Source organism: Corallococcus sp. EGB (assembly GCF_019968905.1).
GTDB lineage: Bacteria > Myxococcota > Myxococcia > Myxococcales > Myxococcaceae > Corallococcus.
Map to the genome: position 1 here is coordinate 8,882,901 of NZ_CP079946.1, position 23,834 is coordinate 8,906,734.

The 23,834-nt window shown below is 69.8% G+C and carries 18 protein-coding genes and 1 pseudogene; 16 read left to right on the forward strand and 3 right to left on the reverse strand.

Going from position 1 to position 23,834, the window contains the following annotated elements; genetic code table 11:
* Positions 1–84 precede the first annotated feature (84 nt).
* Positions 85–2,058, reverse strand: coding sequence for an ATP-binding protein (locus KYK13_RS36275; RefSeq protein ID WP_223639410.1), 1,974 nt, complete (start codon positions 2,056–2,058; stop codon positions 85–87).
* A 275-nt stretch (positions 2,059–2,333) separates the two neighbouring features.
* On the opposite strand from KYK13_RS36275, the gene KYK13_RS36280 reads away from it, so the two are divergent.
* The 5 genes from KYK13_RS36280 (at position 2,334) to KYK13_RS36300 (ending at position 6,867) form a co-directional block, all read left to right on the forward strand.
* Complete coding sequence (locus KYK13_RS36280; protein WP_223639413.1) at positions 2,334–2,786, forward strand: Fur family transcriptional regulator; 453 nt, start codon at positions 2,334–2,336, stop codon at positions 2,784–2,786.
* Positions 2,787–2,988: 202 nt separating this feature from the next.
* On the forward strand, positions 2,989–3,366 hold the full coding sequence (locus KYK13_RS36285; RefSeq protein WP_014400342.1) for a response regulator transcription factor: 378 nt from the start codon (positions 2,989–2,991) through the stop codon (positions 3,364–3,366).
* A 122-nt stretch (positions 3,367–3,488) separates the two neighbouring features.
* Positions 3,489–3,977 (forward strand): hypothetical protein, encoded by a 489-nt coding sequence (locus tag KYK13_RS36290; RefSeq protein WP_223639416.1) that lies wholly within the window; start codon positions 3,489–3,491, stop codon positions 3,975–3,977.
* Positions 3,978–4,184: 207 nt separating this feature from the next.
* Positions 4,185–5,741 (forward strand): hypothetical protein, encoded by a 1,557-nt coding sequence (locus KYK13_RS36295; protein WP_223639417.1) that lies wholly within the window; start codon positions 4,185–4,187, stop codon positions 5,739–5,741.
* A gap of 217 nt (positions 5,742–5,958) precedes the next feature.
* A complete protein-coding gene (locus KYK13_RS36300) occupies positions 5,959–6,867 on the forward strand; it encodes a metallophosphoesterase (RefSeq protein ID WP_223639419.1) in 909 nt (302 codons plus the stop codon).
* Between the two features lie 26 nt (positions 6,868–6,893).
* On the opposite strand, the gene KYK13_RS36305 is transcribed toward KYK13_RS36300, so the two are convergent.
* Positions 6,894–7,331, reverse strand: coding sequence for a DoxX family protein (locus KYK13_RS36305; protein ID WP_223639421.1), 438 nt, complete (start codon positions 7,329–7,331; stop codon positions 6,894–6,896).
* A 218-nt stretch (positions 7,332–7,549) separates the two neighbouring features.
* Here KYK13_RS36305 and KYK13_RS36310 point away from each other — a divergent pair, with 218 nt between their 5' ends.
* The 11 genes and pseudogenes from KYK13_RS36310 to KYK13_RS36360 all read left to right on the forward strand — a co-directional run bounded on the left by KYK13_RS36310 (position 7,550) and on the right by KYK13_RS36360 (position 18,909).
* A complete protein-coding gene (locus KYK13_RS36310) occupies positions 7,550–8,440 on the forward strand; it encodes a transporter (protein WP_370645230.1) in 891 nt (296 codons plus the stop codon).
* Between the two features lie 26 nt (positions 8,441–8,466).
* Positions 8,467–9,183: a hypothetical protein gene (locus tag KYK13_RS36315; RefSeq protein ID WP_223639423.1), complete on the forward strand. Its 717-nt coding sequence runs from the start codon at positions 8,467–8,469 to the stop codon at positions 9,181–9,183.
* Complete coding sequence (locus tag KYK13_RS36320) at positions 9,180–10,484, forward strand: ATP-binding protein (protein WP_223639425.1); 1,305 nt, start codon at positions 9,180–9,182, stop codon at positions 10,482–10,484. The genes KYK13_RS36315 and KYK13_RS36320 overlap by 4 nt, the downstream gene beginning before the upstream one ends.
* Positions 10,481–11,038: a response regulator transcription factor gene (locus KYK13_RS36325; RefSeq protein WP_223639427.1), complete on the forward strand. Its 558-nt coding sequence runs from the start codon at positions 10,481–10,483 to the stop codon at positions 11,036–11,038. Before KYK13_RS36320 ends, KYK13_RS36325 begins: the two co-directional genes overlap by 4 nt.
* A 192-nt stretch (positions 11,039–11,230) precedes the next feature.
* A complete protein-coding gene (locus tag KYK13_RS36330; protein ID WP_223639428.1) occupies positions 11,231–11,542 on the forward strand; it encodes an IS66 family insertion sequence element accessory protein TnpB in 312 nt (103 codons plus the stop codon).
* A 4-nt stretch (positions 11,543–11,546) separates the two neighbouring features.
* On the forward strand, positions 11,547–11,912 hold the full coding sequence (tnpB, locus tag KYK13_RS36335; RefSeq protein ID WP_223639431.1) for an IS66 family insertion sequence element accessory protein TnpB: 366 nt from the start codon (positions 11,547–11,549) through the stop codon (positions 11,910–11,912).
* 211 nt (positions 11,913–12,123) lie between these two features.
* Positions 12,124–13,178 (forward strand): annotated as a pseudogene (locus tag KYK13_RS36340) (IS66 family transposase); the annotation flags it as partial.
* A gap of 203 nt (positions 13,179–13,381) precedes the next feature.
* Positions 13,382–13,546: a hypothetical protein gene (locus KYK13_RS36345; protein WP_255654412.1), complete on the forward strand. Its 165-nt coding sequence runs from the start codon at positions 13,382–13,384 to the stop codon at positions 13,544–13,546.
* An 80-nt stretch (positions 13,547–13,626) separates the two neighbouring features.
* Positions 13,627–13,998: a hypothetical protein gene (locus tag KYK13_RS36350; RefSeq protein WP_223646967.1), complete on the forward strand. Its 372-nt coding sequence runs from the start codon at positions 13,627–13,629 to the stop codon at positions 13,996–13,998.
* Positions 13,999–14,231: 233 nt separating this feature from the next.
* On the forward strand, positions 14,232–16,322 hold the full coding sequence (locus KYK13_RS36355; protein WP_223639434.1) for a M13 family metallopeptidase: 2,091 nt from the start codon (positions 14,232–14,234) through the stop codon (positions 16,320–16,322).
* A 136-nt stretch (positions 16,323–16,458) separates the two neighbouring features.
* Positions 16,459–18,909: an ADOP family duplicated permease gene (locus tag KYK13_RS36360; protein WP_223639436.1), complete on the forward strand. Its 2,451-nt coding sequence runs from the start codon at positions 16,459–16,461 to the stop codon at positions 18,907–18,909.
* Between the two features lie 896 nt (positions 18,910–19,805).
* Here the strand turns inward: KYK13_RS36360 and KYK13_RS36365 are convergent.
* On the reverse strand, positions 19,806–23,156 hold the full coding sequence (locus KYK13_RS36365) for an Ig-like domain-containing protein (protein WP_223639439.1): 3,351 nt from the start codon (positions 23,154–23,156) through the stop codon (positions 19,806–19,808).
* Positions 23,157–23,834: the final 678 nt, after the last annotated feature.

Consider the following 23,834-nt stretch of genomic DNA (forward strand, 5'->3'; position numbering starts at 1 on the left):
TTGCGCCCTCCCGCTTCGGAGGAAAGCGGCTTCCCGCCAGCAGGTGTGGAGCACGCGACAGAGCGCCGGGCGTCCAGGCAGCCGTCAGGCGTTGCCCGACTGGGGCCCCGCACGGGGCAGCCGGACCCGGAAGGTCGCCCCCTGCCCGGGGGTGCTCGACACGGCCACCTCGCCGCCGTGCGCCTCCACGATGCGATACAGGCGGTACAACCCCAACCCCAACCCTCCGTAGTTGCGCGCGGGCACCGCGCGCTCGAAGCGGCGGAAGAGCCCGTCCACCCGGTCCGGCGCGATGCCGATGCCGTGGTCGCGCACCACCAGCGAGGCCGTGTCCGCGTCCGCCTGGACCTCCAGCTCCACGGGCTTGCCCGGACCGAACTTCACCGCGTTCACCAACAGGTGCGTCACCACCTGCCCCAGCCGCAGCGCGTCCCAGTGGCCCACCGCGGACGCCACGTCGCGCACCACCAGCATGCACCCCGCGCGCGCCGCCATCTCCTCCGTGCGCATCACCACGTCCCGCACCACCTGCCCCAGGTCCACGTCCTCCAGGTTCAGCCGGGGCGCGTGGCTCTGCATCTGCGACACGTCCAGCAGCCCCTCCACCAGGTCCGCCAGCCGCTGCACCTGCCGGTCCGCCGCCACCAGCGCGCGCTCCAGCCGCTCCGGCGCCACCTGGCGCTCGTGCTTGAGCGCCGCCGCCGTCCCCTGCACGCGCAGCCGCAGCGCGGCCAGCGGCGTGCGCAGCTCGTGCGCGGCCACCGCCAGGAACTCATCCCGCACGCGCACCGCCTCGCGCGCCTCGCGGTACAGCCGCAGCTGCTCCGTCACGTCGCCGATGATGCCCGCCATGCGCACGGGCCGCCCCTGCGCGTCGCGGATGGCCCGGCCCCGGCTCACGCACGAGCGGTAGCCCCCGGCCTCGTGCTTCAACCGGAACGACACGTCGTAGGGCGTCCCCTGCTCCAGGTGCCGGGCCAGCGCGGACGCCACCTCGTCCCGGTCCTCCGGATGCACCCGCGCGAGGAACGCCTCGGAGGTGCCGGGGAAGTCCTCCGGCTTGAGCCCCAGCATCTCCAGCAGCCGCGGGCTCCAATACATGCGCTGGTTGCGCACGTCCCAATCCCACACACCGTCGTAGGAACCGGACACCACCAGCCGGTAGCGCTCCTCGCTCTCGCGCGCGGTGCGCTCGGCCTGCTCCAGCAGCCCCACCCGCCGCTCCAGCTGGCGCACCATCGCGTAGAGGTGCTTCTCCGTGGACAGCTCGCCGGGCACCGGCGCGGGCAGGGGTCCCTCCGCGCGAGACTCGCGCAGCAGCGTGGCCACCAGCTCGTCATCCCCCTGCGTGCGCCGCACGAAGCCGTTGGCCCCCACGTTCGCGGCCATGCGCAGGTCCAGCTCGTCCGGCGCGGTGGCGTGCGTGAGGATGACCGGCACGCGGGCGAGCTTCGGGTCCTGGCGCAGGGCCAGGCACAGCCGGAAGCCATCCAGCCGGGGCATCAACACATCCGTCAGCACGATGTCCGGCGGATGCCGCCGCGCCAGCTCCAGCGCGGACAGGCCGTCCTCCGCCTCCATCAGCTCGAAGTGGAAGGGGGTCAGCGCCAGCCGCAGGAGCTTGCGGTAGACGGGGTCGTCCTCCACCAGCAGCACCCGCAGCACGGCCCGGCCGCCCTCCGCCGCGCGCGCCTCCCTCGGCAGCGCCCGCCGCACCGCCTCCACCCGCGCGCCCAGGGACAGCCCCGGAGCAAGGAAGCCCGTCACCGGCATGCCCAGCCGCCGGAGCGCCTCCTGCTCGGCCGGCGGAGCCTCCGCCCAGAGAGACGCGCCGGACGCGGCCAGCGCCACACGCAGCGCGTCCAGGTGCTCCGCCGCCAGGGTCAGCAGCTCCCCCGCCACCAGCACCAGGTGTACCGGCGGAGACTCGCGCAGCGCACGCAGCAGCGGCTCCACCCCCGCCGCCAGCAACACCCGCCAACCCTGGCCTTGGAACGCCAGGGACAGCAGCTCCCGGTGGGGGCCCGGGGCTTCGACGAGCAGCAGGGTGGGCTTCATCGGGGGGGACTTGAGGACGAAGGACGGGCGCGGGCGACAGGTCGTTCCCGGAAGGTGGGACCCCAACGGCCCGCCCCCAGGTGTGGAAAGGGCGCAGTCTCGTGACGGGGGCTCCTGAGTCAAGGCAACCCTTTGGAAGTGTTGGAAGTTGGAAGGCCACGGAGCCGGGAAACCAGCGGCTGGCCTGCCGCGTCACTGGTACAACCGGGCTACAGGTACACTTCGTTTGCAAGCGCGTGGGGACGTGGCGCGGCGGGTGTGTTATTCGACCGCCCATGGGTGCCAAGAAAGTCACGGCGCAGGAGAAGCTGACCGGGTTCCAGGACCGGATTCGCGCCGCGGGGCTGCGCAGCACCGCCCCCCGCGTGGCCGTGCTGCGCAAGCTGGAGACCGCCACCGCTCCCATGAGCCACGCGGACCTGGTGGAGGAGCTGGGGGGCGAGGGCTACGACCGCGTCACCATCTACCGCAACCTCACCGACCTCACCGAGGCCGGCCTCGTCGTGCGCGCCGACCTGGGCGACCACGTCTGGCGCTTCGAGCTCAAGCGCGCCGGCGCCACCGAGCACGCCAACAACCACCCCCACTTCACCTGCACCGACTGCGGCACCGTCTCCTGCCTCCCCGAGGAGTCCGTGCGCCTCACCGCCGCTCGGGGTGTCCCCCGCGCCGTGTCGCAGCGGGCCGTGGAGGTGCAGCTGCGCGGCCTCTGCGACCGCTGCGAGTAGCCCCCACCCCTCGGCGCCCACCCGCTGACCGGCCGGCCAGGCGAGCCCCTGGCGATACATGTGCTCACTGGTAGGCGCGCGCCTACATGCGAGCTTCCACTCTCCTGACCCCGGGCACAGATTCGTGCTGGCGAAGGCGGGGCCCCGCCGTTCCGGCTCAAGGGAGCGCGCGGGCGCTCCGAAGGCTCGCAGGGGGATTGGGATGGAAGCCCATCACACGTTGCTGGTCGTCGATGACGACATGGACATCCGGGATGCGCTCCAGGACGCGCTGGAGCTGGAGGGCTACGCCGTGCAGCTGGCGGCGGATGGGCTGGAGGCGCTGGAGCGGCTGCGCTCGTCGGAGCCCCGGCCACAGCTCATCCTCCTGGACCTGATGATGCCTCGCATGGATGGCATTGCGTTCCGCGAGGCGCTGCGCCACGAGCGCGCGTGCTCGGACATCCCGGTGGTGGTGGCCAGCGCGGACCTGGACGTGCGCGACACGGTGGATGGCATGGGCGTGGCGGGCTACCTGCGAAAGCCGCTGGATTTGTCCGCGCTGCTCACCACCGTGAAGCAACTGTGTCTGCCGGTCTGAGAGCCCGCCTGCTCCACCTGCGGCGGGACGGGACGGATGCGAGCAGGGAGGTTGGCGGCGGAGCCCGGCCACCCCACCCTTGAGTACGGACACGCAACGCATCCACGAAAGGGAGCGGGACCATGAAGAAGCTCATCGTCGCGGCAGTGATGTGCCTGGGAACGGCTGCCTTCGCGCAGGACACCACCGGCACGCCGCAACACCCGGCGCCCAGCGCGCCCAGCGCGCAACAGCACAATGGCCCGTCCACGGGCTGGCAGGCCCAGGACGTGGGCCCCGCCATCGGCAACACCGCGAAGAAGGTCGTTGGCACGGACACGTCCAAGGAGCAGGCGGACGCCGCGAACAAGACCGGCGTGTGGAAGGAGAAGGACGCCTACAGCCTGACCGGCACCGTGTCGTCCAAGCACAACGACAACGTCACCCTGGCGCGCACGGACACGCTGCCGGAGGCGAAGCTGAAGGTGCGCGACCAGACGAAGGTGACCCTGGACGGCAAGACCGTGAAGGCGAGCGCCCTGCCCGAGGGCGCCACCGTCCGCGCGAAGTTCCAGTTGGAGGGGAGCGACTCCGTCGCGCTGGAGCTGAGGGCGACCTCGCCCAAGCAGTAGGACGGCCGGACAGGTTCGTCGCGGAGCCTTTCGCCGGGCCCGCTCCCCACCAGGGGAGCGGGCCCGGCTTTTTTACTGCTCCTTCAGGGGCGGCCGGTGCCCTGGCTGGGAAGGGAATTGCCCTCGCCCCAGGGAATGCATCACGGAAGCCTGCTCTCCAGGGCGGGTACGCCGCTTGCTTGGGTGGTGTGTACGCGTAGGGAGACCATGGTGAAACGACGACTGCTGGGCGTGTGTGTAGGGGCGATGGTGCTGTCGGCGTGGGGTTGCGGCGGGTCTGACAACCCCACGACCCCCGTGGACAATCCAGACGACATCCATCCGCGACCGGAGGTGGATGCGGGGACGGGCGGTGACACCGATGCCGGGACGGACGCGGGCACGGACGCCGGCACCGACGGGGGCGTGGATGCCGGGGCGGATGCGGGCACGGATGCGGGCACGGACGCCGGCACCGACGGGGGCACGGACGCGGGCACGGTGGATCCGTGGCCGGCGGATCCGGTGACGAACTACTCGGACCGCTACGGCATTGGGAGGGTGAAGTCGGTCGGCATCGATCTGGGCAAGAACATCTGGGTGCTGGACGGCAACCGCATTGGCGTGGTGCGCGCGGACACGCAGAAGCTGGTCTGGGTGTCGAGCCCCGTGGGCCAGGCGGCGGATGGGCAGCCCTCCACCGTCATCTGCGGCGGCGAGGCGGGCCGCGCGTACGTGGGCTACGGCGCGCCCGACCTCCAGCCGGATCCAGAGTTCGACAAACTGCACCCCAACTTCATCGTCACCGCGAAGCCGTGTGAAGTCCCGGTGAACGAGCAGACCTGCTACCCCTTCAGCGCGCGCCGGTTGCAGCTCTACAAGCAGGGTGACGTGGACGCGGTGAGGCTGAATGCCAGCGGTCAGGTCGTCCTCGAAAGCCATATCAATCAGTCCCGCCGCGCCAACCTCGACGCGAACGGCAACGTCTTCATCCAGACGGGCCCGACCATGGTGGACGGTGTCAGCCTGGGCATCCGCAACAGCAACGACCACCACTTCGACGAAGACCGGTCCATGCTCAGCTGCACGTCCGTGCTGCGCGGCCCGAACAAGGGCGACGTCTTCTTCGGCACCAACCACGGCGTCGTGCGCATCCGCGAACTGACCTACAACTCCCACCGGCACCCCATCTGGTACAAGAAGGATCCCGAAAAGCCCAGCGCCCAGGGCTCGCAGCAGGCCGGCTACACCTACGGCCTGGGCATCTCGCCGTCGGGGGACGTGCTCATCGCGAACGAGTGGAACTTCGGCACCGTCACGCCCGACACGAGGATGGAGACCTGGGACGACACCACCACGGAGAGCATCAACCAGCAGAAGGTGAAGTCCTCGTTCCTGCTGGACCTCAACTCGCAAGAGGAGTTCGACTACTGGCGTGGCTTCCAGCAGACGACGGACGATAAGTACTATCTGGGCAGCAGCATCTATGGCCTGTGGAACATGACCATTGGCTCCGCTGGCAATCCCTTCCAGAGGGGAACGCGCATCGGCGCGGATATCCCGGCGCTCACCAACATCAACTCGCTCGCCTCCACGAACGACGGCTCGCTCTTCATCGGCACCAACTCGGGCGGCCTCTACCGGCTGACCCCGGGCAAGACGCTGGAGAAGGTGGCGAACGTGCGCGGCAACAAGGTGCTCCAGCTGGTCTACGACGGCTCCTCGGCGAACGGCATGCTGCTGGTGCTCACCTCCGAGGGCCTGACGGTGCTGCGCGGCTACTAGCAGGTCCCACCCTGACGCCGGGGCGCTGCGCATGTCGCACCCGGCGTCACGGGGTGGGGTCGCCCTGGGGGGCGCGGAAATGTTCTGGAAGAAGGCCCGGTTCTGCTTCCGCCCCCCGCCTTCACGCAAGCAGGCAGGCAGACCGGCCCCAGGGCTTCACGGCCCCGAGGACCGCTCTCTACAATCGCCCCTCGCCCCGCCGGAGGAATCCGAACGCATGCGCCTGAGACTCGCCCGCCGCCGTCACGCCGCTGGTGCCACCTCCTCGCTCGCCATCTCCGAGGCAGTGGAGCCCCACGGCCGCAACGAGCTCCAGGCGCGAGGCCCCGACCCCTTCCGGCCAGACCGGCGCCTGCGCTGGCGGGACCACTTCGTGCTCACCGAGCACCTGCTCCAGCTGGACAGCATCCACCCGGAGCATGACGGCCTGCGCATCGCGCAGCTGTCGGACGTGCACGTGGGCCAGGCGACCTCCGACGTGCGCATCCGCCGCGCGGTGGCCGCGGTGAACGAGGCCGCGCCGGACCTCGTCTTCCTCACGGGCGACTACGTCACGCACAGCCCCAAGCCGCTGCCGCGCGTGCGCCAGCTGCTCCAGGGGCTCAACGGCCCCGTCTTCGTGGTGATGGGCAACCATGACCACTGGGTGGACGCGCCCTACCTGCGCATGAGCTTCGAGGCGCTGGGCTACACGGTGCTCCAGAACGAGCACCGCGTGGTGCACGTGAAGGGCGCGCCGGTGACGGTGCTGGGCATCGACGACGGGCTCACCGGCATGGCGAACGTGGAGGCCACCTTCCGGGGCGCGCCCACGACCGGGACGCGGCTGGTGCTGGCCCACACGCCGCCCACCGCGGAGCAGCTGCCCGCGCACGCGGGGCTGGTGCAGTTCTCCGGGCACACCCACGGCGGTCAGTTCATCGTGCGAGGCCTCACGGAGGCCATCTTCCGCCGCGCAGGCCAGCCGTACATCCGCGGCCACTACCGGGTGAATGGCAACCACCTGTACGTGAACCAGGGGCTGGGCTTCGGCTTCGGCGGGCCGTACCTGCGCCGGGGCAGCACGCCGGAGGTCGCCTTCTTCACGCTGCGCACCTCGCAGGCCGCCCACGTCGGGGCGACCTGACCCACGCGGGCGGGACGGCGCGCCTTTCAGCGCAGGGGCGCCCCCAGCTTCATGCCGCCCAGGGAGCTGTCGCGCTTCTTGCGCGACAGGCTGAAGGGGCCGGGCCCGAAGTAGACGATGAGCAAGGCGCCTCCCGCCATGGAGAGGTTCTTCATGAAGTGGATGAGGTTGTTCTGCGCCTGCACCGGGTCATCCATCTTCCAGAAGTGATGGACCATGAAGGCGGACGCCACCAGGAACACGGCGAGCATGGCCGCGCCCAGCCGGGCGAAGGCCCCCAGGAGGACGCACAGGCCTCCCACCACCAGCACCCCGCCGGACACCAGCACGGCCATCCGAGGGTCGGGCACACCCGACGCCTGGGCGTAGGCCGTGAGGGCCTGGAGCTGGATGAAGTGATTGAGCCCGCTGGTGATGAAGATGACCGAGAACAGCAGCCGTCCCAGCGGTGCGAGCAGCCCCATGAATGACCTCCATGCCTCCGGCGTGTCCCCCCTCAACGCGGACGGGTGGGTGTCATTCTCCAGATACGCACGCATGGGCGGGCGGACAGCCAGCCCTCGCGCCCCTACCTGCTCTCCGGCCGGGTGGACAGCCGGTCCGTTTCCAGGGTGACGCACCGGAGGGCTGCGACAACACGCCACAGCGCGCGGGGACGGGGGAGCGCTAGGGTGGCCACGCCTTGAGAACCCCCACCCTGGCCTTCCTGAGCGCCGCGCTCCTCCTCGCCCCCGCGTCCGCGGCATGGGCCTGCGCGAGCTGCGCGTGCGGGGACCCCACCCTCACCTCCATGGGGGGCGAGCAGCCCTTCGAGGGGCGCCTGCGGCTGTCCACGATGCTGCGCGCGTGGGGCCACACGGAGGGCGTGACGGGCGTGGATGCGCAGCGGCTGCGCGAGCTGCGCATGGACGTCGCGGTGGCGTACGCGCCCAGGCCCTGGCTGGTGCTGGCGGTGAACCTGCCGCTCCAGGCGCGCGAGGTCCAGGACGTGAGCCTGGGGTTGGAGCGCGGCTGGGGGCTGGGCGACATCGACGTGAGCGCGAAGGCGTTCGTGTGGAAGGACAAGGAGTTCTCGCCGGACCAGCTGATCAGCGTGGTGGGCGGGGTGAAGCTGCCCACGGGTCCCCGGTTGCACGCGCGGGACGGGACGACGCTGGGCATCGACGCGCAGCCCGGAAGCGGCTCGGTGGATCCGATGGCGGGGCTGGCGTGGCAGGGGTTCAAGGGCAAGTGGTCGTTCCTCGCGAGCGCCCTGGGCTACCTGCCCTCGCGCGGGCGCGACGACTACCGGCTGGGAGCGTCCGTGCGCGCGCAGGTGGCGGCGCAGTACCAGCCGTCGACCACCTGGGCGGTGCGCCTGGGTGTGGACACGCGGGCGGAGAAGGCGCCGGACACGAACGGCGCGCCGGAGGAGTCCGGCGGGGGTTTCATCGGCTACGTGTCGCCGGACGTCCTGTTCAGCCCGGGCATGGACGTGGTGGTGCAGGCCGGGGTGCGCATTCCTGTCGTCAACCAACTGCGCCGGGTGTCGTCCACGCCCATCGCGGTGCTCTCGCTCGCGTACGACCTGTGATGATCCGCGCCTCGAGTCTGGGATGGATGGGATTGCTGTGCATGCTGAGCGCGTGTGGTGAGCGCGTGGACGGCATGACCGTCACGCTGGGCCTGGAGCACCGGGCCACCGCGCAGGGCGTGCAGGCGGCGGGCGGCGAGCGCTCCTTCACGCGCGCGGACGGACAGGTGCTCACGCTGACGCGCGGCTACGTGGCGCTGGGCAGTGTGGAGTTGAGGCCGTGCGAGGAGGCCCTGGGCTGGCGGCTGTTGAAGGCGCTGTCGCCCATTGGCACGGCGCACGCGCACTCGGTGGGGTCGCCGTTGAAGCTGGGCGTGCCGCACGTGAGCGGGCTGGAGCGGCCGGACGGGACGGTGCTGAAGCTCGGCACGCTACGGCCGCCGCCGGGGCGCTACTGCCGGGCGAGGCTCACCTTCGAGCCCGCGGACGCGGACGCGCAGGGCCTGCCGGGCGCGGGCACCGGCGTGGACATGGTGGAGCACACGCTGTGGCTGGAGGGGACGCGGGTGCCCGCGAACGGCGGTGAGCCCCAGCCCTTCCGGCTGGTGACGTCCAACATCGCCACGGTGGACGTGGTGCTGGACGGGCTGACGCTGTCCGAGGACGAGCCGACGGCCGAGCGCACCTTCGCGCTCGCCTGGGACACGTGGCTGGCCACGGTGGACCTGGAGTCCCCGGGTGCGGCGGCCACGGCGCTGGACACGGTGGCCCGCTCCGTGGCGATGTCCTCCGCCACGCCATGACGCCTTCACCGCCGCCCTCCGAACCCCCGCTCCGAGCCCGCATCAACCTGGTGTGGCTGCTGCGGCTGCGCTGGGGCGTGCTGATGGGGCAGGCGGTGCTGGTGGCGGTGGCGGCGTGGGGCCTGAAGCTGGCGCTGCCGGTGCCCGCGCTGGTGGCGCTGCTGTGCATCGAGGCGGTGACGAACGCGGCGGTGCGCGCGGGGCTCGCGAAGGCGAGGCCCGTGGCGGAGGCGGCCATCTTCGGGCTGATGCTCTGGGACACGCTGGTGCTCACGGGGCTGCTCGCGATGAGTGGAGGGACGCACAACCCCTTCACCACGCTGTACCTGGTGAACGTGGCGCTGGGCACGGTGCTGCTGCCGCCGCGCCGCACGTGGGCGATGCTGGGCTTCACGCTGGTGGCGTTCGGTTCGCTGTTCGTGTTGCAGGATGTGACGTTGCCGGGACTGGAGCGGCCGGACCACGCGGAGCTGATGCGGCTGCACCTGAGCGGCATGTGGGTGGCGTTCGCGGTGGCGGCGGGCTTCATCGTGTATTTCATCCAGCGAGTGACAAGGGCGCTGGCGCGGCGTGAGCAGGAATTGGAGCAGGCCAGGGCAAGGCACGCGAGACAGGAGAAGGTGGCCTCGCTGGCGACGCTGGCGGCGGGTGCGGCGCATGAGTTGTCCACGCCGCTGTCGACCATCGCGGTGGTGGCGAAGGAATTGGAGCGGGCGCTCACGGCATCACAGACATCCGACTCCGTGAGAGAGGATTTGAGACTCATCCGCCAGCAGGTGGACCGCTGCCGGGACGTGCTGGTGCAGATGTCCGCGGACGCGGGCCAGACGACGGGAGAGCCCTTCCAGCCCATCCCGCTGGAGCGGCTGGTGCAGGAGACGCTGTCGGAGCTGACGGGCCGCGAGCGGGTGCGGGTGGACATGCCGGAAGCACTGAGGACGCATCTTGTCCACGGACCGCCAAGGGCGCTCGCGAGGGTGCTGCGAGGGCTGGTGAAGAACGCGCTCCAGGCAACGCCCATGGGTCGGGGCGTGGAGCTGCGAGTGCATCCGGAGGGCGCGGGAGCGCGGCTGGAGGTGCGCGACGAAGGACAGGGCATGCCGGAGGCGGTGCTCCAGCGTGCGGGCGAGCCGTTCTTCACCACGAAGGCGCCGGGCGAGGGCATGGGGCTGGGGCTGTTCCTGGCGCGTTCGCTGGCGGAGCAATTGGGCGGGTCCCTGGAGCTACGCTCGAAGGCAGGAGAAGGCACGACGGCGAGCCTGAGCCTGCCGGGTGCGGACCCGAAGGAGGCAGCAGCATGAGCACGGTCCCGGTGGATCAGCGTCCCAGCCTGTTGCTGGTGGACGACGACAGCACGCTGCGCGAGCGCCTGGCGCGGGCCTTCCGCGAGCGCGGCTGGGACGTGACGACAGCGGGAAACCACGACGAAGCCATGGCAGTGGCACGGCGCGAATCACCGGAGTACGCGGTGGTGGACCTGCGCATGCCGGGCCACAGCGGGCTGGAGCTGGTGCGAGACCTGCTGGCGGTGGATGCATCCACGCGAGTCATCGTGCTGACGGGCTACGGCAGCATCTCCACGACGGTGGATGCCATCCGGCTGGGAGCGGTGAACTACCTGCCGAAGCCCGCGGACGCGGACGACATCCTGGCGGCGTTCGCGAGGGCGGAGGAAGCGCCCAACGTCGCGGCGCCAGAGACACTCCAGGCACCGTCACTGGCGCGAGCGGAGTGGGAGCACATCCACCGAGTGCTCGCCGACAGCGCCGGCAACATCTCCGAAGCCGCGCGCAAGCTGGGCATCCACCGGCGCTCGCTCCAGCGGAAGCTCCAGAAGTACCCGCCGTCGCGCTGATACGAAGTCTGCACTTCCGGTACCGGAACCTAGTGGCGGTACCGAGGCGAGTTCGGTGCGGAGAAGCTCACGGAGGTGAGCTGGGCCGGGAAGCATCAGGCGTTCAAGCGTAGGCGCAGACCGTAACCGTCCGGCCAACGACGTGCCGTGAGGGATTGCCGGGGTAGCGGGGCGCGGCGGACGCTGCTGGGCATGGCGAAGCAGGTGGAGAAGCCGGAGTGGGCGCGTATCGCGGAGGCCTTTGAGGCGAGCGGGCAGACGCAGCGGGAGTTCGCGTTGGCGCACGGCATGCGGCTGAGCACGTTGCAGTCGTGGGTGTACCGGCATCGGCGGTCCGCTCCATCGCGAGCGGAAGCCGTGCGGCTGTTGCCGGTGCGAGTGGCGAGCGCCCCTGCGGCGCCGGAGTCCCTGGTGGTGGTGGCCACGAGCGGAGCACGGGTGCGATTCGCCGTCGGTACCGACGTGGCGTACGTGGCCCGGCTCGTCGCCGCGTTGGGGCGCTGAAGCGATGTTCGCCCTGCCTGCGTCGGTGCGCGTGGTGCTGGCGGTGGAGCCGGTGGACATGCGCAAGTCGATTGACGGCCTCATGGCGCTGGTGCGCACGGCGTGGGGCGAGGACGTCTACTCGGGGCACCTCTTCGCCTTCGTCTCCAGGCGAGGCGACCGCATCAAGGTGCTGACGTGGAGCCGGGGCGGCTTCGTGCTTCTCTACAAGCGGCTGGAGACGGGCCGCTTCCGGCTGCCGCCGGTGGACGCGGGCGCGCAGGCAGTGACGCTGGACGCCACGCAGTTGGCGATGCTGCTGGACGGCATCGACGTGGCCCAGGTGAGGCGCCAGCCCGCCTGGGCACCTCCCGGGCGTACGGGCAGCTGACGTGCCCGGCTCGGGACGCGGCGTGGCGCAGGCGTGTTGAGGTTGGGTGCCGCGCGAACTCCCTCAGGACCACTTCTGCCCCTGGCGCGAGGAAGCCGAGGAGCTCAAGGCCGAGGTGAGCCGCATTGGCGGGGAGGTGGACGCCCTCAAGGGGCAGCTTGCGGCCCTGCAGCGCCACGTCTTCGGCAGGAGGACGGAGAAGCTGCCGACGGTGGCCGCCGAGTTGCGCGGGGACGCGGATTCGACAGCGGCCCGGGCCGAGGCCGCGAAGCAGAAGCGGCAAGAGAGGGCCGCGCGCAAGGCCGAGGGGGCTCCGGCGCGGGAGATTCACCACGCGGTGCCGGCCGAGGAGCGCCACTGCCCCGCGTGCGGCGGCGAGGACTTGAGGCCCCTGGGCCAGGGCCGCACCTCGGTGGTGTACGAGTACGTGCCCGCCCGCTTCGAGAAGCAGGTGCACGTGCAGGAGGTGCTGGCGTGCGCGTGCGGCCGGGGCGTCGTCACCGCCCCGCCTCCGGCCCGGGTGGTGGACAGGGGCGAGTACGGCCCGGGCTTCCTCTCCCACGTGGCGACGTCGAAGTGCGCGGACCCCATGCCCCTACACCGACTCGCCCAGCGGGTGGAGAGAAGCGGCGTGCCCATGAGTCGCAGCACGCTGACGGACCTCTTCCACCAGGCCGCTTCGGTGCTGCTGCCTCTGTCCCAGCACCTCTTGCAATGCATTGCGTCTGCGGACGTGGTGTGGGCCGACGAGACGCCGCTTCGCGTGCTGGACGTGAAGAAGACGAAGCGGGGCTACCTCTGGACTTTCCTCACCCAGAATGAGGCGGGGCAGTGGCTCATCGGCTACCGCTTCAGTCTGGGCCGGGCCAGCAAGACGCCGAAGGAAGTCCTGGGCGGCACCACGGGGGCCCTCGTGGTGGACGCGTACACCGGCTACAACGCGGTGACGCTGCCCGAGGGCCGTGTGCGCGTCGGGTGCTGGGCCCACGTGCGTCGCCGCTTCTTCGACGCGCTGCCCACCACCCCCGAGGCGCGTGAGGCGCTGGACTTCATCCTTGCCCTCTACCGCGTGGAATCCCAGGCACGAGGCGCGGACGTGGTGCGCACCGCGGCCCACCGCGAGCTGCGCCAGCAGCACAGCGTCAGCTCCCCAAGAGTCCGCTGGGCCAGGCCATTTCCTACGCGCTGAAGCAGTGGGACGCCCTGACGCGTTTCGTCTCCGACGCGCGCCTGCCCTTGGACAACAACCGCTCCGAGGCCGCGCTGCGGAAAGCAGCCTTGGGCCGCAAAAACATTCTCTTCGTCGGCCATGAGGCCGCGGGCGAAAACCTCGCGGGCCTCTACGCGCGGGTCGCCACCTGCGCGGCCAGTGGCGTCAACCCCGAGGAGTACCGGCGCTCGCCGAACACGCTCCACGTCCGCCTGCAACTGCGCGCGTCACGTCATTGGCCGGACGGGTACTGCCGTCGATGCTGGCGCAGAGGGCAGGCGTCATCGTGCACGTCACGTCCATCCAACGCGAGTTGCCCCTGCCAGAATCAACGACGGCGTACGCTGCAGCGAAGGCGGCGCTGTCGACCAACAGCAAGTCGCTGTCAAAAAGCGCGTCGCGCAGTTCCTCGCCAAGGCAGTGAAGGACTTCGCCCGAGTCCAGGACGCACGGCCGCTCCAGCGACTGGAGCTCCAGTACTCCACCGACAACGGGACGCTGAACGTGAGCTTCGACCTCGACCCGGCGGCCGAGCCGGGACGTGGCGACGCGATGACCCATTTCGGCTTCGCGGAGTTCCTCGTTCCGCGCTGGGCAGATGTGAAGGAGCCCAGGCCGTCCCTGGTGGGCCTTGATGGCGCGAAACTCGCGGCCCGCGAGGATGGGACCCGATTCATCGTGGCCCGGCCCACGCGGAACTGCTCTGCCAACTCCTCGTACGTCTTGCCGCTCTCCTCACGCACCTTGAGAATGCGTCGACGTAAGTCCTCGGAAATCGGTCGGGTCATCCCCCGAGCAGCTCATGCCCACCGGATCGGCTCAGCCGAACCCCGCGGTCAGGCCCGGCGGGAGCTGATGCTGAAGCAAGATGCCTGATTACGGCCAACGTGGTGTCTCAACAATCCGGTGCGGTACTCAGGGTTGCCATGGACTCCCTTCACGCGTGTGTCAGCCGAAGGAAGCAGGTGCTCGCGGGCCGACGATGGCTCGCTGAGCCCGAGTCCGGACGTGGGACGTCGATTCCCAGTTCCGGAGCGCCGGCCGAGCCCCTCACCGGGAGCGAAGTCCAGCGGGCATGAGGCATGGGTGATGCAGAAGAGAGGACGACCATGCAACGTCCCCTCTTTGGCGCGGGCCTTTGTGGCCTGCTGGCGCTGTGCCCTGGAACCCGTGCGGACGCGGGTGACTCCGTCGAACTCAGCCGGTTCATGTCGACCCTCGCGGACCCGACGCTCGACCCATGCACGGACTTCTATCAATACGCGTGCGCGCGCTGGCTCGGCCAGAACCCAATTCCCACGGACCAGGGCTTCTGGACCACCACCTCCAATCTCAAGCTCTGGAACCAGACGGTGCTTCGCGAGACCCTGGAACGTGCGTCCAGGCTCGAGCCATCGCCCTCCCCCGCCATGCGACAGATCGGGGACTACTGGACGGCTTGCATGGACGAAGCCGGTGTGGAACGGGCGGGTCTGGGCGCGCTCGCCGCGGACCTACGCCGCATTGATGGCCTGCGGAGCAAGGCGGCGCTCGCGGCCGAGGTCGCCCGGCTTCACCTGTCGGCACCGAACTCAACGGGCGGCTTCAACAAGAACGACACGGGCACTCCGGCAGCGCTCTTTGGGTTCGGTCCCACGCAGGACTTCGCGGACTCCACCCTCCTTGTCGCGGCGATCGACCAGGGAGGCCTGGGGCTCCCCGGTCGTGACTACTACGTGTCGGAAGACCCCAGGCTCCAGGAGCAGCGCGCGCGGTATCGGGAACACGTCCGCGAGATGTTCACCCTGGCCGGTGCGTCGCCTGAGGGTGCGGCGCGGGATGCCGACGCGGTGCTCGGAATCGAGACGGCGCTCGCCCGGGCCTCCATGGATGCCGTCGCGCGACGAGACCCGAAGAAGCTCGACAACGTGCGCACGCTCGTGCAGGTGAGGGCGGCGACGCCGTCCTTCAACTGGGCGGCGTACCTCAAGGCCGTGGGCGCGCCCGCCGCCCGTCACTATATCGTGGCGACCCCTGGCTTCCTCGACGCGGTCGAGCGGCTGATTCAGCGTGAGTCGCTCAGCCACTGGAAGGCCTATCTGCGGTGGTGGACCCTCCACGGCAGGGCGGAGGCCCTTCCCAAGGCGTTCGTCGACGAGAACTTCAGCTTCTATGGGCGCGTGCTCTCCGGTGCTCGGGAGCTGCGCCCACGCTGGCGCCGCTGCGTCGCGTACGCGGACAGGGACCTGGGAGAGGCCCTGGGACAGGCCTATGTGAGCCGCGCGCTCCCGCGCTCCAGCAAGGAGCAGGTGGAGGCGATGGTCGAGACGATCGAGCAGACGCTCGACGCCCAGCTCGAGCGGCTCGACTGGATGACCCCGGAGACGCGCGCGGCGGCGCGAGCCAAGCTCCGGACCATCGAGAACAAGGTCGGCTACCCGGCGCGCTTCCGCGACTCCTCCCAGATCAAGGTGAGCCGAACGGACTTTCTCGGCAACGTCGCCCGGGCGACCGGGTTCGAGGTCCGCCGGCAGCTCGCGAAGATTGGAAGGCCTGTCGACCGCGCGGAGTGGTCGCAGACTCCGCCGACCATCAACGCCTACTGCGACGCGCAGCTCAACTCCGTCAACTTCTCCGCGGGCATCCTCCAGCCGCCCTTGTTCGACCCCTCGCTCGACCTCTCCGTCAACTACGGCGCCATTGGCGTGGTGATTGGCCACGAGGTCATCCACGGGTTCGATGACCAGGGCCGCAAGTTCGACGGCCTGGGAAACCTCCGCGACTGGTGGACCGCGGAGGATGCGAGGCAATACGACGAGCGGGTGGACTGCATCGCGCGGCAGTACACCCGGGAGCTGCCCTGGCTGGGCATCAAGACGAACGGGCGGTTCACCCTGGGAGAGGACACCGCCGATAACGGCGGGGTTCACATCGCGTTCCTGGCGCTCCAATCCGCGCTCCGCAAAGAGGGAAGATCCCTGGATGACGTTGGCGCCGACGGACTCACCGCCCGTCAGCGATTCTTCCTCTCCTTCGCCTTCTCCTGGTGCTCTGCGGAGCGCCCGGAGGCTGCCCGCCGCCACGTGCTCACCAACCCCCACTCACTCCCCAGGTTCCGCGTGAACAACTCCCTGGCGAACTTCCCCGCCTTCCAGGAGTCCTTCGCTTGCAAGGCGGGGAGCCCCATGTCGCGAGGCGCCGACGCCTGCCAGGTGTGGTGAGGACGCGGCCGGCATCGCGGCGCTCGGGGTGTCCGGCTCCGGGACATGAAGTTCCCACTTCCGGCACACCTTCCGTGTGAGACTCGGCCCTGCTCGTCGGCAGGGCGTCGGCACGACGACTGCAGGTTTCATGGGTATGGGGTTCTCACGATTCTTGGATGGGCTGCGGCAGGACTTCACCAGCGTGAGGCGTCTGCTGACGCGCAGCCCTGGTCTGTCGTTGGTGGTGGTGGCCTCGCTGGGGCTCGGCCTCGGGGCTACCATCGCGGTCTTCGGGTTGATTGATGCCGTGATGCTCCGCCCGCTGCCCGTGACCCGGCCCGAGCAGCTCTACGCTGTCGGCCGCAACCTCCCGGAGCGGGGCTACCAGAGTGGCTTCGCTCCGGAGCTGGTGGAGGGCCTGCGCAGTGAGCGGCGCACGGGCGCGAGCGCGATCGCGGGGCTCTTTGCGGAGGATGGCTCCCGCCTCGTCGTGGGCACCAGCAGCGAAGCCGAGATGGTGTCGAGCCAGTTCCTCGCGGGCAACGGGTATCAGGTGCTGGGCGTCCGGGCACAGGTGGGCCGGCTGCTTCGCGAGGAGGATGACCGCCCGGGAGCCGAGCCCGTAGTCGTCCTGAGCGACGCGTGGTGGGCCCTGCGTTTCGGACGGTCGCCTTCCGTCATCGGCACGACGCTGGTGGTCGGAGGTGTTGCTTCAACCATCATCGGCGTCACCCCGCGTGAGTACTTCGGCCTGGCCCGCGGGGACAGGCCGCCCCAGGTGACGCTACCGCTCTGGCTCCAGGCCCGTCTGGGGTTGAAGGACCATCAGGCCAGGGTGGTGGTGCGCCTCGCGGAAGGCGCCACAGCGGAGGCAGCGCTCGCGGAGCTGTCCAGCACCCATGACGCGTTGCTCCAGCGCTTTCCCAGCGCGGCCCCGGGCCTGCAGGCCGCGAGGCTCGAGCTGCGAAGCATCGCCCATGGAGAGAGCTTCGCGCATGAGGCGCTGCGCGTCCCCCTCCTGCTTCTGCTGGGGATGGTCCTGTTGATGTTGCTCGTGGCGTGCGGCAACGTCGCGAACCTCCTCCTGGCGCAAGCGATCGCGCGGCGGCGCGAGCTGGCGGTGCGACAGGCCCTGGGGGCACGCTCCGGCCACATCGTGAGGCAGCTCCTGGTGGAGAGCGGGGCCCTCTCGGGGCTCGCGGCGGGCCTGGGGCTCCTCACCGCCTGGTGGATGGGTGATGGGCTCCTGCTCCTGCTTAGCCAGGACATGAACTCCGAATCCCTGTCGTTCCATCCCTCCGGGAGGGTGATGCTGTTCTCCACCCTGTCCGCCGTCGGCACGACGCTCCTGTGTGGGTTGTTTCCCGCCCTGCGCGCCACGCGCTTCGACATGGGCCAGGGCATCCACCGAGGCCAAGCTGTCGGGGCGCCGCGCTCGCGCTTCGCGCGAGCCCTGGTGGTGCTCCAGGTCGCGCTGTCCATGGTGCTCGTGTCCGGCGCGGGACTGCTGCTGCGCAGCGTGAGGAACGTGGAAGGAGTGCAGCTGGGATTTGAGCGGGAGCAGGTGCTGCTCGCGAGCCTCTACCCGTCGCTGCTCGGCTACGAGCGAACGCGCGAGCTCGCTTTGTACACCCGGCTCGCGGAGAGGCTGGGAGCCCTGCCCGGCGTGAGGGCGGCCTCCGTGTCGAGAGCCCCCTACTTCGGCGGCTACTTCGAGCGACAACTCGAGGAGGGCGGGGAGAGAGGGAGCCCCGCCCGGGTGTCCATCAACGCGGTGACGCCTCGGTTCTTCGATACCATGGGGGTGGCGCTGGTCGCGGGCCGCGACGTCGCCCCCTCCGACTCTGCCGGCGCGGCACGCGTCGCGGTGATCAGCGAGAGCCTTGCCCGTTATCTCTCCCCCGGGATGGGCGCGCTGGGGCACGTGGTCCGGCTCACTGGCGGCGGCGAGCCGTTGACGGTGGTGGGCATCGCCAAGGACATCCGCCCCTCCATCCGGGACGACGCAAGCCGCACGCGCTGGGCGGTCTATGTGCCACTGGCCCAGGCGTCCGAGGAGTTGCTGGGGCAGGCAACCATCGAGGTCCGGACCCATGGCGCCCCGCTGTCGGTCGTTCTCGCGCTCCGCAAGGAGCTCGAAGCGCTGGCTCCCGGCGTCCCGCTGACCTACGTCAGGACCCAGGACGACGTCGTTCGCGCGGACTCCTCGACGGAGCGTTCACTCGCCCTGCTAGCGAGCACCTTGGGGGCATGCGCCTTGGTGCTTGCGGTAGTGGGGCTCAGCGGCGTGTTGCTCTACTCGGTCCGGCAGCGCACGCGCGAGCTGGCTGTGCGGAGAGCGCTGGGCGCGTCCGCGTGGTCGGTGGCGAGTCTGGTGCTGCGTGACGCGGTCCAACTGGCGGGCATCGGCCTGGTGCTCGGCGTTCCCGCAGCGCTCGTCGCGGCGCACCTTGGCCGCAGCTTCCTCTTCGGCGTCGCTCCGGATGACGTCGTGACGCTGAGCGCGGCAACGGCGCTGCTCTTCGTCATCTGCGTCGTCGCGAGCCTCCTCCCGGTCCTCCGCGCCGCGCGCCTCCCCGTGTCGGAGGCACTGCGAGGCGACTGACCGCGGGGGGGGCGAACCACCTCGCCCCTCCCCGGCGGCCCGAAGGCGCACCCCTTCAGGCCCACTGACACCGTCAGGTCTCGAGGTCTGGCGTCACCCGCGCACTGGGCGCCGGGTTCGAGAAGACACTCACCCCGCGCGTGTCCTGCCGGCCCGACGGATGTCAGACTGCGGCCGAGAATGGGATTTCGGTGCGCGCCCCTGCCCGTGGCGTCCTCCTGGATGCGCTTGACCCCAGGCCTCTTCCTCCTGTGGCCCTCGTGGGCTGTTCAAGTCCCGCCGCATCGAACGACGACGGTGACGCGGAGCAGGGTTCCTGAGAGACCGTGCCCACGCGCTCCGTCCGCCGCTCCAGATGACCGCGGTCTCCAACGGCCAGGGGTTGCTGCTCTGGGGCGGTGCGGGTGGCTGCAGCGCGAGCGGACTGTGTGGTGAGGGATAACCGTCCGGCCAACGACGTGCCGTGAGGGATTGCCGTGGTAGCGGCGCGCGGCGGACGCTCTCGGGCATGGCGAAGACGGTGGAGAAGCCGGAGTGGAGGCGGATGGCAGAAGCGTTTGATGCGAGCGGGCAGACGCACCCAAACTCGCGCATCGGTGAGCTGCTCCCCCACGAGTGGATGCGGCGACGCGCCGCCGACCCGCCCGCTTCGCCCCTCCAGCCCAGTCCCTGAACAGCTCACGCTCCTCGCGGCGCCCGCCGTGCACGGTCGTGGTCCGTCTTCAATCCTTCCGGCACGTCACTGGCCGGACGGTTACAGAAGGCGGGCAAGATGCTCCGGCGGGTCTGCCTGACCGCGGCGCGGCTCGGCCTGGTGTTGGATCTGCTCCGCCCTCCGAACCTCCCCGCCCCCTGCCGTGTGAACGAGGCAGGGGGGCTTTGGCGCCTTCCCTGCTTCAGCGGCGGCGGCGGGACCACCGCACCCACACCCCGAGCGCCGCCAGGAAGAGGGGCGCCGTGGGAGTCGAACCGGCGACAGGGTTGCAACCGCAGCCCGACGCAGGCTCGGGCGTCTCATCCACAGGAGCGCCGGCATCCGGAACGCCCGCGTCCTCGGTGCCTGCGGTGGACCCACCGTCGGGCTCGCCGCCATCCGTGCCGCTGCCGCCATCCTGAGGGGCTTCGTCGACGACAGAGAAGCCACGCTCGGGGGACGGAGCGCTGGAGGCGCCTTGGGCATCCACGGCGCTCACGCGCCAGGAGTAGCTCCCCACGGCGAGCGCCTCGTTCGCGGCCAGGGTCCGGGCCGTCTCCGCCGTCCTGTACAGGCGAAGACGGGTGCCCCCCTGGAGGATCTCCAGGTCGTAGGCGAGGGCATCACCCTCCGCATCCGTGGAAGCGTCCCACCGGAACGTGACGAGCCCTCCTGTCAGGTGGGCGTCCGCCTCCGGCGCGATGAGCACGGGCGCGGACGGCGGATGATGGATGTTCGTCACCTGGATGGAGACCGTGGCGGCGGCGGAGAAGAACTCTCCATCCGACACACGGAAGGAGAAGCTGTCCGGGCCGGAGTAGCGGGCCGCGGGCTGATAGGTCGGGTTGGCTCCAAAGCCAGTCAGCGTGCCGTGCTGGGGCTGCGTCAAGAGCTGATAGGTCACGCTCTGCCCATCCGGATCCGTGCCCTGGAGCGTCAGGGGCAGGGGGGTCTCCACTGGCGTGGACACGGACTGTCCCACGGCCGCGGGCGGACGGTTGTCATTGAATGTCACGAGCCGTCCCCGGATCCGGTAGCCCCAGTAGGGCGCCGTCCTGTCGTCGTGCGGGTAGGCGACGAGGGCTGTCCTGCCGGTTCCCAGAAACACCACCGCGGGGGTCTCTTCGTTGTCAGTGCTCCCCGCGATGACAAACCCCTGAGGCTCACGAACAATGCCCGCGCTCGTGACCCGCGCCCCGTAGACATTGGAGTCAGGGCTGTTCACCACGTTGTCCTGCCATGCGACCAGGTATTCCGTACCCATCGAGGCCACCGAGGGATGGCGCTGGTAGTGCTCCGTGGCGATGACGAACCCCGCTGGGTCGAGCCGCGCTCCCCCGCTCGTCACCCGGGCTCCATAGATATGAGGAATGTTCCTCCCGCTGAAGCCTGCCCATGCGACCAGGTAGTCCGTTCCATTCGAAGCCACCGAAGGGAATCGCTGGTTGTATCGCTCCGCGGAGATGATCAGTCCCGCGGGGTCCAGCACCGCTCCCGTGCTCGTCACCCGCGAGGCATGGATGTCCCAGTCACTGCTGCCGTTCGCCGACCAGGCAACGAGATAGTCCTTGCCGTTGGACGCCACGGCATGGGTGCCGTACTCACCAAGCGAGGGGGTGATGAGGAATGCCGAGGCATCCAGGGCTACGCCCGCACCAGAGACCCGCACCCCCGCGAGGAATCGGGGGGTCCACTGCTCCTCGGACGCCTCGAAGACGAGGAGGTAGTCCGTGCCATTCGAGGCCAGCTTGGGGGAGGTGGCGCTCCCAAGGGACGCGGGAGAGAGGGGAAGGCCCCCTGGCTTCACCACCTCGCCTGTGCGGGTGATCCGTGTGCCGAAAATCCGCCCCTGCGAATGGCCATAGCCCACCCAGCCAACGAGGTAGTCGGTCCCATTGGACGCCACCGTGGGGCGGAAGTAGGCCATCCCGTCGGCCGTTCCCAAGGCGATCTCGAGTCCCGACGGATCCAGGACCTCGCCCAGGGGGTCGACGCGCACGCCGACGATGCTCTCCCCGAGGTTGCGCCTGTCGTACCAGACGACAAGGAAGTCCGTGCCATTCGAAGCCACCACGGGGGCGGTCTGTGTGCTGGCCGCCAAGGCGAGGATGATCCCCGTTGAATCGAGGATGCCGCCTGCTTGCGTCACCCGCATCCCGAAGGCATCCCAACCGCTCTCCCAGGCGATGAAGTAGTCGGTCCCGTTGAAGGCCACCGCCGGAGAGTCGCCGCTCGGGGAGAGCTCCTGTCCGGCCACATCGACCACGGTCCCCCCATTCGTGACGCGTGTCCCACGGAGGCCGTTGTAGCCCGAGCGATTGTCCGTCCAGACGACGAAATAGTCCTCCCCGTTTGAAGCAACGGATGGATTGGCCTGCATCTTTTCGGCGGTGGAGATTTCGAACCCGGGGCCGTCCAGCACCGCACCCGTGCTCGTGACACGCGTCCCGAAGATGTCCGACTCGTCGATGTTGACCGTGTCCTTCCAGGCAACGAGGTAGTCGCTGCCATTGGAGGCCACCGAGGGCGTCCGCTGTGAATGCGTCCCCGTGGCCAATGCGATTCCTTGCGCGTCCAGCACGACGCCCAGGCCGGAGACCCGTGCCCCGAAGATGTCGCCCACCCCGTCGTTGCGCTCATCCTCCCAGACCACGAAATAGTCCGTGCCATTGGAGGCCGCGGCGGGCTGGCTCTTCGCGCCCGCCGACGTGGAGATGGCGATCCCCATCGGATCCTCGACTTCACCCGCGCTCGTCACGCGCGAACCGAACACCCCGCCGGTGCCGATCCACGTGACGAAGTAGGCCGTCCCATTGGACGTCACGGCTGGGGAGTACGAGTTCTGCTGGGTGAGGATGAACGGCGCGGTGTCCGGCAGTCCTCCTCCTCCGGTCACCCGCGCAGCCATGGCGCGAGTGGTGCTCTCGGTCCGCTCGGTCCAGGCGACCAGGTAGTCCGCACCGTTGGAGGCCACGGAGACATCCGAGACGGACCTGGCGCCGCGAGAGATGTCGAGGCCCAAGGAATCCAGCACCGCCCCGGAGCTCGACACGCGGGTCCCGTAGACCTGCATGATGCCCTCTCGGAAGTCCTCCCAGACCACGAGGGAGTCAGCGCCATTCGAAGCCACGGCCGGCTTTTCATGGAGTGAGGTCTGCCGCCCTGGCACGGGCTGATCCATGCCGAACTCCGGAGAGATGACGGGCGCCACGGTGGCGGGGAACACGGACGAGGACACCACCTCCTCGGGTACCCGGAGCTGGAGGGCTCCCGCGACGTACCGCGCCAGGACCGGCGTGCTTCGGCCGGAAGCCTCTACCCAGGCCGCATGGCCGTAGCGAACGCCCAGCCCCGTCTGCTCATCCTTGAAGTGGAGGCCCTTGTCCGTGGCGCCGACATAGGTCAACCCCTTCGCGGGCAGCGTCATCACCAGCTCCCCCGAGCCCCTGGGCGCCGAGGAGAAGACCCATTCCTGCTGAAGCCCGTCCTCCGTGTTGCGCAGGTGCTCGACGACGCCATCCCGAACCAGGGTGAGGTGGCCGGTCCGCTCCAATCGTCCCGGCTCCGCCCTCTGCGCGGCGCCCTGGACTCCGCGATGCCAGCGCATGGCGCCCAGACTGAGCGGCGCACCCTTCGTGTTCGCTCGCTGAGCAGGAACGCGCTGCGCGGGGGGCACCGCGCCCGGAGGCATGAAGGGCGTCAGTGTCAGCCCCTCGGGTCCTGCCGTCACACCGTAGGTGGAGTGGCCCCCGCTCCACGCCTGTCCATCGGGACGAAAGGCGAAGTGGACCTGTCGCATGACCGCGGAGACATCAAAGGGAGCCTGGATCGTGGGAGGCGATGATGACGCCACCTCTGGCGAATCCTTCTCGGGCGCGGAAGAGGACAGACAGGAGAGCAGTGTCACGGCGACAAGCACTCCGAGGAGTGACCGCGACAAGACGGCGGAGGAGCGAGGCATGATGAGAGGACATCCCGCGAGGGCCCCCGGAGCCTTCTGGCGCCGGGACGGTGAATGCCAGACGTTGAGTGCACTGGCCTTACCACTGCTGTTCGCAGGGAGTGCCTGAAAATCGGGTCATGATGGAATCATGATAACATTTGGGTGTGAATGGGGCTCCGGAACAAAAAATGAAGCCGGCGCGCGGAGTCGGGCGATGCATCCCAAACGGGTCCACCCGCGTAGGCAGCCGCCACGAAGCACCACGCGCCCCCTGGCGTTTCCGGCGAT